The following is an 11,684-nucleotide window of genomic DNA, read 5'->3' on the forward strand; positions in this document are numbered from 1 at the left end:
AATCCAAAAAGGGCCGGTCACACCAGGTGTGGCTGGCCTTTTTTGTTGCCTTGAAGCCGGCTGGATATGAACCTCTGAAACTGCACAAAAAAAAGCCCCGCTTCAAACAGAAGTAGGGCTCCAAACTGATGAAAAGAGATTAACGCGTTAAACGCTATTTTCTAAGAAAATTGTTGTTTTTGAAAGAGGTAGCTGGCTACCCAGTCAATCAGCAGGTCTGGTAATGAGCACAGGAACTGGTGGTTGCTGGAAGCATTGCACCCACTGCAGCAGTTACGCCAACAAGACCGGATACAAGAGCAAAGAACAATACAATACGCGCTGCCATTTGGACGTTTCCTAAATATACAATGCCTGCGGACCCACAACACCACAGAGATGAGAGCATTTCACCCTCCATAATTTGGTGTCGGTTTCACTAAGCTTAACACCACACCGAAATTCCCCAGGAATGCGGTGAAGTCCAGCCCTTTAAAGCGTCTGGGCGGGGTTTATCAACGATTCCTATGAATATCCCGATCTAATTGGGATCATTCACGACAATTTTTAGATTAAAATGTGGTCAAGTGAGAAACACTGCGATTTGGGGTTTACATATTCCATGCGCAGCCTGAGGAAGCATGCGTCGCAAGGTGCATCGGGCTGCAGGAAAGTGAGCCTGCCGGATAAACGGGAAACCAGAATATGAGTGAAGTGCTGTTCTACCAGCTTTCTAAATTTCCGCTGGAACGGGCTTTGCCCACTCTTCTTGAAAAGTGCCTGGAAAGAGATTGGGTCGTCACAGTTCAGTTCGGAACGGAAGAACGGTGCGACGCCATTGATTCTTATCTCTGGACTTACTCTGACGATGGCTTCCTGCCACACGGCACTAAAAAGGAAGGCCATCCGGAGTTCCAGCCCATCTACCTGACAACAGAAAGTGACAACCCGAACGAGGCAATCGTGCGCTTTCTGGTAGACCGTGCGCCCCTGCCGGATCCGGCTCAGTATCAACGTGTCGTGTACATGTTTGACGGCAACGATCAGGAAGCGCTGCAGGAAGCCCGCCAGCGCTGGATGGAAGTCAAGAACAGCGACCACGAACTCACTTACTGGGCGCAGACCGACAACGGCGGGTGGGATCGAAAAGCATGAGCACGGACGTACTTGATCATCGCAAGCAGCTCCGCGCCCGTCTGGACACTCTGGAAGGCGCAAATGGGGGCGGCTGGGAAAACCGGAAAAACTGGTTTGAGCAGGTCTACACCACGGCGCAGGGCGACACCAACGAGATCCCGTGGGCTGAGCTGAAGCCAAAAGCACCGCTGGTGGAATGGCTGGAGACCAACAAGGGGGAAGGGCGAACCGCGCTGGATGTGGGGTGCGGACTGGGCGACAACGCCAACGCGCTCCATGAAGCTGGCTGGAAAGCATCTGCATTTGATGTTGCCCCAACAGCCATCAAATGGGCAAAGAAACGCTTCCCATTTGGTGAGATTGAGTTCCGCTGTGCTGACCTGTTCAACCCACCTGCGGATTGGGTTGGCAAGTTTGATCTGGTCTATGAGTGCTTCACCCTGCAAGCCATTGGCATTGAAATGCGCGGCAACGTGGTTGAACCGCTCAAAAGCCTCATTGCTCCGGGGGGCACGCTCATCATTCTGGGCCGCTATTACGACGGCAACGGCGAACGCTCCGGCCCACCCTGGCCGCTGACTGATGAAGAGATCGCCGCATACTATGGCGACGACTTCAAAGAGACCGCCAGAAGAACCTTCGTCCAACACAAAGACGATGGCCGCAAAATCCCCCACATCTGGCTGGAACTGACGCGCAGCATCTGAGTGCTGCATGGTCTTAAGCAGATGACAATCCGTAAAACAGAGCGTCTCAATCCATTGCTGGAGAGAGGCGCTTTTTCTTTTGAGAGGGGCCCGCGTCGACACACGCAGCGATCTGCGCATTTTCTGGAGACCGCAGTGCTCACCGGCATCAGCAATGAACGTTTGCTTACTCTTTAAAAAATCACTGCAGCACTCTAGTGTAGTGTGGCAACGCACTTGAATCAGTTTCTGAACCTCGTGAATCTAACTGCGAGAAAATTGCAGTAATTTATTGTAATATAATATTTTTTAGGAAAGTTTATATTGAAGCAGCTATTGTTGAAACTTGGCTTGTTAGCGGTCACACCAATACTTCTGCATACCTTTGTGCCGATGCAGGTTTGGTGGCCAGCCATCTCGTATTCTGGTTTCTCTCAAAGTGCTATAGAAGAACGAGTAGTCGAGTTTGATGATCTGACAGTCAAGGTCGCTGGCGAAGCTATAGTTGTATTATCAGACCAGCAAGCAACTCACATCTTCAGCGAACGCAGGTTCTCAAAATTGCAGACATTGCAAAAGGAGGGGCGTACACCAGCTTCAGTCACCATGCAGTGCAAGCAGAATACATGCGTGGCTCAACCGAGTGATGCCCACTTCGCAACGTTTCTGGTGACCTTCATCGCATTGCTTTTGGCTTTCACCACAACGTTCGGGATACGTTATTTCCCCACTATCGGCGGATTTCTGGACATGGACACTTCAGACACAGACGCATAAGGCTTTGCCGCCCACCCAAAACAAAACCCGGCACCATCATCAGCACCGGGTTCCAATAATCTCAAAGGTCGAGCCAGCTTAGTCTCCAGACAGCTCTTCCAGTTCGGCTGACATTTCCAGCCAGTTCTCTTCGGTTTCTTCCAGAACCTTCACATAAGCCGCGCGGCGGATGGCGTGTTCTTTGGCCTTATCCGGTGCTTCCGTATAGATCCGCGGATCAGCCAACAGAGCATCCAGTTTTTTGATGTACTTCTGGTACTTGGAGATTTCCTTCTCCGCAGCCTCAATGTTCTTCTTCAGTGGGGCCAGCTTGGCGCGGCGTTCAGCAGCTTCCTTGCGGCGGGCCTGCGCATTGCCGCGCTCGCTCTGCGGCTCAGCATCCGCTTCACCCTGAGGCTTGGCGTTCAGCTCGCCTTTCAGGATCAGGCGGCGATACTCGGCCATGTCGCCATCAAACGGCTTAACGCCACCATCTGCTACAAGCCACAGTCGGTCCGCACACGCTTCCACCAGATGCCTGTCGTGGCTGATGAGGATGACCGCGCCATCATAATCGTTGATCGCGTGCACGAGGGCTTCGCGGCTGTCGATATCAAGGTGGTTGGTCGGCTCATCGAGAATAACTAGGTTCGGCCCATGGAACGTCGCCAGACCCAGCAGCAGACGCGCTTTCTCACCACCGGAAAGATCCTTGGCAGGCGTCAGCATGCGGTCCGTCGGCAGACCAAATCGGTCCACACGGGCACGCAGCTTGGATTCTTGCGCATCCGGCATCAAAGGCCGCACGTGCTCAATCGGATTGCTCTCCGGCATCAAATCATCCAGCTGATGCTGCGCAAAAAACGCCGTGCTCAGCTTGTTGGCGCAGGTCATATCACCGGACATAAGCCCCAGACGCCCCGCAATCAGCTTGGCGAAAGTGGACTTACCATTACCGTTGGCACCCAGAAGGGCGATGCGGTCATCATGGTCAATGTTCAGGTTGATGTTGCGCAGGATGGCCGTGCCGTCATAACCAACGGACGCGCCTTCCAGCTTGATGATCGGTGGAGACAGCTTGGCTTCAGGCTGCGGAATATGCAGCTCCAGACCGGAGGCTTCATCCAGCACGGAAATCGGCTGCATCTTCTCCAGCATCTTGATGCGGGACTGCGCCTGTTTCGCTTTGGTCGCCTTAGCGCGGAACCGGTCCACGAAGCTCTGAATGTGCTTCCGTGCCTTCTCTTGCTTTTCTGCTGCTTTCTTCTGCAGCAAAATGGTCTCGCGGCGCTGACGGTCAAAGCTGTCATAGCCACCGCGATAGAAGGTCAGCTTGCCCGCATCCATGTGCACGATGCTGTCCACCGCGTTGTTGAGCAGGTCGCGGTCGTGGCTGATCAGAACAACCTGATACGGATAGCGCGCAATGAAGTTCTCCAGCCACATGGTCCCTTCAAGGTCCAGGTAGTTGGTCGGTTCGTCCAGCAGCATCAGGTCCGGCTTGGAAAAGAGCAGGGCAGCCAGAGCCACACGCATCCGCCAGCCGCCAGAAAAGTTGGCGCACGGCTCCTGCTGTTGCTCAGGCGTAAAACCAAGACCGCTCAGGATGGCCGAGGCCCGCGCTTCAGCACTGTGGCTCTCAATATCCGCAAGGCGGGTATGGATCTCGGCAATGCGGTGTGCGTCTTCAGCAGTTTCTGCTTCTTCCAGCAAAGCCGTACGTTCTGTATCTGCCGCCAGAACCACTTCCAAAAGCGTGTCCTGCGTGCCCGGCGCTTCCTGCGCCACCTGACCTACACGCGCCTTTTGTGGCATATGCACACTGCCGCTCTCAACGGCCAGCTCACCACACAGCAGCTTGAACAGTGTCGACTTGCCAACCCCGTTGCGACCAACGAGACCGGTCTTCGCACCACTTGGAATAGTCACGGAGGCATTGTCGATCAAAAGACGCCCGGCAATGCGGTATGTAAGATTAGAAACCTGAAGCATGCCAAGCTGTTTGCCCGCAAACCTCTTGATGTGCAAGGGGAGAAACACCGCTGCGCGCAAAATTGTGCACGCAATCGGCACGTGCGCAACGCTCCCTAAGATTTGCGGGGTAAACTGAGCTCTAAAACGCCCTCACGTCCGCACCGCTTTCCCCTTTGGCCGGTCTTTCATCGCCACAAAGCTGACGGACGCGATGATGAAGGCAGCGGCCACGTAAAAGTTGCTGCCGGGGATGATGTTGAAGATGAGCAGATCGGCCAGCACCGCAAACACAAGAGAGAGGTACTCGAACGGTGCCAGCTTGGAGGCCTCGCTGTACTTGTAGCCAAGCGTCATCAGTATGTGGGCCACACCACCGGCAAACCCGGCCCCGATCAGCAAGGCGTACTCTTCCAGACTTGGTGTTGCCCAGCCCAGAGGCAGTGTCGCACCTCCAAACACAGCGCAGGTCAGGGCGAAGTAAAACGCAATCGCACCGGCATTCTCAGTCTTGGTCAGGCTACGCACCTGTATCATAGCCACCGAGGTCAGCATGGCGGTGAGGAAGCCCAGAGAAACGCCAATCAGATAGTCTTCATTACCTTGAATGCCCGTCAGCTGCGGCAGGATCAGCGTGAGGATACCGGAAAACCCGAGCGCAACACCAATCCAGCGGGCACTGGTGACCTGTTCACCCAAAATGATGCGCGCCAGTATCACGGTGAAAATCGGCGTCACATACCCAATGATCGTGGCCTCCGCGATGGGCAAATAGCGAATGGTCGCGAACGAACTGAACATGGCCGCCGCCCCAAGCAAACAGCGTCTGATATGCCCAAATGGTCGCTTGGTGCTGAGCCCGCCGGGGAAATCATCCGACAGACGCAAAAATAGCACCAGCGGAATCAGAGCAATCGCACTGCGGAAGAATACCATCTGCCCAAGAGGGATCGTTCCAGACGTCAGCTTCACGCACAAAACCATTAGCGTGAAGAAGAGTGTCGCGCCAATGCGCATGGAAATGCCAATTTGATCGTTCGTCATATCACACCAATCAGCAGACAGCAGAAGTCGCTGCACGCCTGCATTAAAAGTGACTTTGGCGAGCCGGAAACGCATCCGTCAGGGCTACTGGAACACTTGCTGAAATGAAAAGCTTCTCTGTGGGAGCAGGAAGCAACTGAAAAAATCTAAGGCAGCAACTATATGACGGTAACTAGTTTTCATCAAGAAAACCTGGTGTGAAAAAATCTTGTTCTTTTAAAAATTCAATCTGCTCTTTTTTTAAGAACTTAGAATACAAATTGATATCGTCTAAATCGATCAGCCAGTCGATTTTTACGCTTCGACAGAACCTTTCTGGGTCATGAATAATCATCCAATCTCTAACAACGCCAAATATATAGGAACTTATTGAGCTTGTAACTTTTACGTAACTGGGTGGGATAATGTCTGCTAGTTCGGCTATTGTAGTAACGCCGTATTGTGATAGCTCGGAAATCAGGTTGTTTATATGGTCGGAATTTTCTGAAATATTGACAGTGTAGCTATTAGCTTTAGCCCAAGACTTAAAATATTCTAGTAAACTAGTGTAAGTAATTGGTATTTCGAGTATTCCATGTGAAGTCGCTTCCGATACTTCTTTCTGATAAGCATCTATTTCCCTAGAGAGGCGATCGAAGCCTTTGTCTGCGCTTTCGAGTAATCCAGATAATAAGTAAAGTTCGCGCTCTAAATGTTGAGGAAGTTTGCCTGAAAATTTGTAACTTCTATCATGTGCCATTTCAGCCCAAGCATGTTGTAGAACTGTTCGAACTTGGAACTCAAATTTAAGCTTCTTTAAACCTGAATACTCGGGTAGATCATGTCGTGTTTCTCCGATGTCGCAAACAAAATGGACAGATCTGTATCCCACTTCGTTCGTGGACAGAAGGTCTTGTTTGTTTAAGCTGTTGTCATAGTCAACTGCAAAGTGTTCTTCGACTAACTTACAGACGCGATCAATATCGCTTTCGAAAAACAATACTATTCGAACACCAGAAATATCTGTCATTTCGTTGCGTGGATTTTGGTATGATTTTCTCGCAGCCTTCTCTACACAACTCGCTTTATCTTTTGTTCGCCCAGTTATAGTTAAGTATGGGACCTTATGATTTGCCAATAAGCTTTGAGTGATGCTCACCACTGCGTTTGTAAGATTTTCGTAATGACGTAAATTGTCTTCTAGCCATTCATTAAAAATATCGGACAAAGAAAAACTCCATTAAAACAATAGGTTTTCGGGCTATATGCTAAAAAAGTCAACGCCCATACCTGAACGCCTCAGACACAAAATGCTCAACCGCATCACGTGGATAAGCCCCCATCGCCGGTATCCAGAGGCAGCGGTTGCCGTCGAAGGAGAGGACGTCGCCATAAAGGGCACGCATCTCGGAGATCACTGTTGTCTGGCAGTGAACGAAGAGCCCCACTTGATCACCAAACTTGGGCTTCCAATGCAGTCGCACAGTGGTTCCGCCGTGCTTAGGCAACGGGCGATAGGACGGCTCACCCCATTTCAGGCTCTCAGTCACAGAGGCCGGGCCAAAGAGACGCTGGGCGCAATCAAGGATCAGGCCCCGCAACTCCAGAAGGCGAACGCGCTTGTCCGCTGGATAGCTTTCAAAGACGGCAGCAACATCTTGAGGAAGAGGAGTGTCATCCCCCTTCACAGAAACATCTTTTGAATGCTCCAAACTCACTTCCCCATGTCTCAATAAGGCGTAGATCAGCAAAGCGGTTTGTTCTCCCCTTGAATAGGGGAATGCCAAACAGGAGAAATCGCAGGTTTAATCAGAAGCACCGCAAAGGACGGTCACCACCATCACCCGGGCGCTTCTTATGTCGAAATCCAGATTCCCCACCGCGTTTACGATCCTGTTCACGCTAACCATTTTGGTTGCAATAGCAACCTGGTTCATCCCGGCGGGCAAATACGATCGCACATTGAACGCAGAGCTGGGCAAGGAAGTGCCGGTCCCCGGCAGCTATCATCAGGTGGAGCGAAACCCGCAAGGCCCCATCGATGTGCTGATGGCCCCAATCGCCGGGCTCTATAATCCCAAAACCGGACAGGCCAACGCCATCAACGTCTCTGTCTTTGTGCTGGTCATTGGCGGATACCTCATGGTGGTCAAACGCACGGGCGCTATTGATGCAGGCATTGCTCATGTGCTGATGGCTCTGAAGGGACGAGAGCGACTGATGATCCCCATACTGATGGGGCTGTTTGCGCTGGGCGGCACGGTGGATGGCATGGCGGAGGAAACGCTGGCCTTCTATGCCCTTGTCATCTCCATGATGATCCGCGCAGGCTATGACTCTCTCACTGGCGTGGCGGTGATCATGCTGGGGGCAGGGATGGGCACGCTGGGCTCCACCATCAACCCGTTCGCCACCGCAATCGCATCGGATGCCGCGGGCATCCCGTTCACCAAGGGCATCGGTCTGCGACTGGCGATCCTTGGCATCGGCTGGGTCTTCTGCGTGTTCTGGGTCATGCGCTACGCCGCCAAAGTGAAGGCCGATCACTCCAAGTCTCTGATTGCGGATATTCAGACGGACAACGAAAAGCACTTCCTGCATGGCGTAACCATAGATGAACTGCCGGAGTTCACACATTCCCACGCCAGAGTTCTGGTTATCTTCGCAGCGTCCTTCGGCATGCTGATTTACGGCGTATCTGCGCTGGGCTGGTGGATGGCGGAAATGTCGACCCTGTTCCTCGGCTCTTCCATCCTGATCGCTCTCATCACCCGCATGGGCGAGCACGCCTATATCGACAACTTCCTCGACGGCGCTAAGGATCTGCTGGGCGTTGCCCTGATCATCGGTGTCGCTCGGGGCATTGTGGTGGTCATGAATGCAGGCTCCATCACGGATACGGTGCTCCACTGGTCCGAACAGCTCTTAAGCGGACTGGGTAAAGTCGCTTTCATCAATGTGGTGTTCTGGCTGGAGCTGATGCTCTCGTTCTTCGTGCCATCCTCATCCGGGCTGGCCGTTCTCTCCATGCCCATCATGGCCCCACTGGCGGGCTTTTCCGATGTTGGGGCAGAGTTCGTAGTCACGGCCTTCCAATCAGCCAGCGGATTGCTCAACCTGTTCAACCCGACTTTCGCCGTCGTCATGGGCGGTCTGGCCATCGGGCGCGTGCCGTATCACACATGGTTGCATTTCTGCATGCCGCTGGTGCTCATGCTGTTTGTGCTGATTACACTGGCGCTCTCTTTGAGTGTCTACTGAAGGCCCAACAAAAAAGCAGCTTGCCATTCCAGTAGAAAGGCAAGCTGCTTTGCGAAACTGTTCAGGGAGAGACAAGAGGACCTCCGCTGAACTTTATGAGGGATCTATCAGGCCGTGATCATATCCTCTTCTTTTGCCATCCATTGACCGGTTTCACGCTGGAAGTAGATCATGTCCAGAGCTGCAGGAGTCCGGCCAAGCTGTGTCAGCATGGCGTGTGCCTGTCCGCGGTGGTGGGTCTGGTGGTTGAAGAAGTGGAAGAGCGCCGCGCCAAGAGGCTGCTGCATCACCAGCGGCTTACGAACGGTGCGATAGATCATGGTGCGCAGGAAGTCTTTTTCCTGCATCTGGTCAACCACCGAGCAGATACGGTCATCCAGCAAACGGCGTTTCTCTTGCAAGGTTGCAAAGTCGCCGGTCAACTGCTCATCAATGCTGTCGATCGGGTCACCCTGACCGGTAAAGCGGTAGAGCCAGACCTTATCGGCCACAAACTGGTGATCCATGGTGCCGTGAATGGAGTTGAAGTAGACGCCCAGATCGCGGTGGTATTCTTCCGACGTGATCTGATCGCATTCCTTAAGCAATAGATCGTTTGCCCACTTGTTATAGGAGGCATACATTACAAATGCTGCTTTCATAGGGGTGTCCTCTTGCTATGTCTGTTGCAAGAACAATGCACGCCTTTGAACGCCTATAAATTGACCCACCTCAAACAAAAGCGGCCCCAGGGGGAGACGTGTAGTCGCAACCTGAAATGCATATCTGCCATGCAAACACCCGAACCTGTTGGAACAGCAGTTCTTTTTCTAAAATGGCCAGATTTGCGTCACTCTGTCCTGTGTAAATCACCCCTAAAATCTAATGGACGCTTCCCAAAAGCATGCTGAACTCTCTCAGGGGCACATTGCCGTAAGCCCGTCCTGAGGCAGCACAAGCGTCATCAATGAGTCATAATTGCCCGTTTTCTGCTGTTTCTGCGCAGGACAACGTGGGAATACGGATATACCCTCTTGCTTTTTACGGGAGAGTTTAAGTATATCTCGCGCGAACCTTTGTGGCGGCTTTGAGCTGTTACAGGAAAAAGATTTTTTTAAAGAGAGCTGCCTTTTGGAAGCTCGCAGAAACTGCAGGTAATAACGATGGCGATTGAACGCACGTTTTCCATGATCAAGCCGGACGCAACCAAGCGCAACCTGACCGGTGCTATCACCGCTAAGCTCGAAGAAGCTGGCCTCCGTGTTGTTGCATCCAAGCGCGTTTGGATGTCCCTGCGTGAAGCAGAAGGTTTCTACGCAGTTCACAAAGAGCGTCCTTTCTTTGGCGAACTGACTGAATTCATGTCTTCCGGCCCAACCATCGTTCAGGTTCTGGAAGGTGAAAACGCAATCGCGAAAAACCGTGAAGTCATGGGCGCAACCAACCCAGCAGACGCTGCAGAAGGCACCATCCGTAAGGAATTCGCTCTGTCCATCGGCGAAAACTCCGTACACGGTTCTGACGCTCCTGAAACAGCAGCTGAAGAAATCGCTTACTGGTTCTCCGGCACCGAAATCGTTGGCTAATTTAGCTGAATGATTTTGGTTGATCGCTGAAATCCAAAAGGCCCGCTTGATGCTTGATTGCGCCAAGTGGGCTTTTTGTTTGCCAAAATACTCATAGAAGTGCCCGAGCTGATCAAAAGTTACTGTATAAACTCAGCTTTGCGCTGGGCGCCCCTTGCTTCTGACACAATTCTCAAATTAAGTCCGCGCGCACGTGGGAATTTGGAGCGCGAGATAAATTCATGAATATTAATGCAAAATCTCTTCTCTTGGGCGCATCTCTGGCACTGGTGGCGAGCGCGGCAACCGCTCAGGAAAACACCCGGCCATATTTGAGCCTTGATGCAGCTGGCAAAGGCGTCAGCGCTTGTGTGGCTATGGCCAAAGAGAACGGTTGGAACATGTCCATCGTCATCATCGATCGCGGTGAAGATGTGGTGGCGTCTGCGCGCATGGATCAGGCCCTGCCTGCCAGCTACAAAGGCGCAACGCTGAAAGCAAACACCTCTCTGTCCTGGGGCATGCCAACAGAGCAGGTCAATGAGGTTCTGGAGAACGCACCGGTCTACAAGCAGTTCCCGGGCATTCTGGGCATCGCAGGTGGTCTGCCGGTCATCAAAGGTGAAAATGCACTCGTCGGCGCAGTCGGCGTGGCAGGCAGCTCCATGGAAAACGACGCAGCCTGCGCAAAAGCAGCTGTTGAGGCCATGCGCTGATCTCAGCCAGCCTATAAAGTTTCACAAAGCCAGTTCCGCCCAAACGGAGCTGGCTTTGTTGTATCCGCTGAAAAGATCAGAGCCACATCTGCGTGTGGTCCTGGCTCGGCAGTTCAGTCGCCGCTCCGCCTTTAATCTCCGCATACCATTCAGAAACCTGCAGGAAGACAGGGAACAGCTGCTTCAAGTGGCCGACCTCAATCTCGTCATCGGGAATGCGAACCTCGCCATAAGCCGTGGACTGGCCCACATCAATGCCAAACGCCAGATTGTAGCCTGCCACATCCAGCGTATTGCTGTTCTGCAGCAGCTCGCTCAGCACATGCACATCTGTTGGCAGGTCATTGAACAGGATGCGCAGCACGCAGGTTTCGCTCACCTGATCAAATCCAAAAACCAGAGAAAAATTCTGGTTGATCTCAAGAACGAGCTCACCGTCCAGATCGTCCTCCAGCATTGGGCTCAGATCAATGCTCTCCAGAAACTCATTGGCAGCTGATTGAAAGTTCGACACGGGCGCTCCTTTAGGCGTGATAATTGATCTGAACCCTGTCTAGCAGAGACAATCCATCCACTTGCGTGCCAAAGGACACAACACGCCCTCCTGCTTT

At 52.6% G+C, this 11,684-nt stretch carries 12 protein-coding genes; 6 read left to right on the forward strand and 6 right to left on the reverse strand.

The features are described from left to right. Nucleotides 1–684: 684 nt before the first annotated feature. From PSE_RS13345 to PSE_RS13355, 3 genes are all read left to right on the forward strand, one after another. Nucleotides 685–1,134, forward strand: a complete 450-nt coding sequence (locus PSE_RS13345) for a DNA polymerase III subunit chi (RefSeq protein ID WP_041768469.1) — start codon at nt 685–687, stop codon at nt 1,132–1,134. Further along, nucleotides 1,131–1,823 (forward strand): bifunctional 2-polyprenyl-6-hydroxyphenol methylase/3-demethylubiquinol 3-O-methyltransferase UbiG, encoded by a 693-nt coding sequence (locus tag PSE_RS13350; protein WP_014285338.1) that lies wholly within the window; start codon nt 1,131–1,133, stop codon nt 1,821–1,823. The genes PSE_RS13345 and PSE_RS13350 overlap by 4 nt, the downstream gene beginning before the upstream one ends. A gap of 303 nt (nt 1,824–2,126) precedes the next feature. Then, nucleotides 2,127–2,579 (forward strand): hypothetical protein, encoded by a 453-nt coding sequence (locus PSE_RS13355; protein WP_041768470.1) that lies wholly within the window; start codon nt 2,127–2,129, stop codon nt 2,577–2,579. A 78-nt stretch (nt 2,580–2,657) separates the two neighbouring features. On the opposite strand, the gene PSE_RS13360 is transcribed toward PSE_RS13355, so the two are convergent. From PSE_RS13360 to PSE_RS13375, 4 genes are all read right to left on the reverse strand, one after another. Beyond that, nucleotides 2,658–4,550 carry an ABC-F family ATP-binding cassette domain-containing protein gene (locus PSE_RS13360; protein ID WP_041769004.1) on the reverse strand — a complete coding sequence of 631 codons (1,893 nt, stop codon included), beginning with the start codon at nt 4,548–4,550 and terminating at the stop codon, nt 2,658–2,660. Nucleotides 4,551–4,682: 132 nt separating this feature from the next. Then, on the reverse strand, nt 4,683–5,573 hold the full coding sequence (locus PSE_RS13365) for a DMT family transporter (protein ID WP_041769005.1): 891 nt from the start codon (nt 5,571–5,573) through the stop codon (nt 4,683–4,685). Between the two features lie 172 nt (nt 5,574–5,745). Next, on the reverse strand, nt 5,746–6,780 hold the full coding sequence (locus tag PSE_RS13370) for a GTP pyrophosphokinase family protein (RefSeq protein ID WP_008551804.1): 1,035 nt from the start codon (nt 6,778–6,780) through the stop codon (nt 5,746–5,748). Between the two features lie 49 nt (nt 6,781–6,829). Further along, a complete protein-coding gene (locus PSE_RS13375) occupies nt 6,830–7,270 on the reverse strand; it encodes a DUF1801 domain-containing protein (protein ID WP_014285343.1) in 441 nt (146 codons plus the stop codon). A gap of 139 nt (nt 7,271–7,409) precedes the next feature. Here PSE_RS13375 and PSE_RS13380 point away from each other — a divergent pair, with 139 nt between their 5' ends. Then, nucleotides 7,410–8,813 carry a YfcC family protein gene (locus PSE_RS13380; protein ID WP_014285344.1) on the forward strand — a complete coding sequence of 468 codons (1,404 nt, stop codon included), beginning with the start codon at nt 7,410–7,412 and terminating at the stop codon, nt 8,811–8,813. A gap of 107 nt (nt 8,814–8,920) precedes the next feature. Here the strand turns inward: PSE_RS13380 and PSE_RS13385 are convergent, their stop codons facing one another. Further along, nucleotides 8,921–9,454 (reverse strand): DinB family protein, encoded by a 534-nt coding sequence (locus tag PSE_RS13385; protein WP_014285345.1) that lies wholly within the window; start codon nt 9,452–9,454, stop codon nt 8,921–8,923. A gap of 501 nt (nt 9,455–9,955) precedes the next feature. On the opposite strand from PSE_RS13385, the gene ndk reads away from it, so the two are divergent. Together ndk and PSE_RS13395 are read left to right on the forward strand one after the other, a co-directional pair. Further along, nucleotides 9,956–10,378, forward strand: a complete 423-nt coding sequence (gene ndk, locus PSE_RS13390) for a nucleoside-diphosphate kinase (RefSeq protein ID WP_008551976.1) — start codon at nt 9,956–9,958, stop codon at nt 10,376–10,378. Between the two features lie 221 nt (nt 10,379–10,599). Then, nucleotides 10,600–11,073: a heme-binding protein gene (locus PSE_RS13395; RefSeq protein ID WP_041768472.1), complete on the forward strand. Its 474-nt coding sequence runs from the start codon at nt 10,600–10,602 to the stop codon at nt 11,071–11,073. A 76-nt stretch (nt 11,074–11,149) separates the two neighbouring features. Here the strand turns inward: PSE_RS13395 and PSE_RS13400 are convergent, their stop codons facing one another. Further along, nucleotides 11,150–11,587 carry a hypothetical protein gene (locus tag PSE_RS13400; protein WP_014285347.1) on the reverse strand — a complete coding sequence of 146 codons (438 nt, stop codon included), beginning with the start codon at nt 11,585–11,587 and terminating at the stop codon, nt 11,150–11,152. Nucleotides 11,588–11,684: the final 97 nt, after the last annotated feature.

It is taken from the genome of Pseudovibrio sp. FO-BEG1, from assembly GCF_000236645.1.
Classification (GTDB): domain Bacteria; phylum Pseudomonadota; class Alphaproteobacteria; order Rhizobiales; family Stappiaceae; genus Pseudovibrio.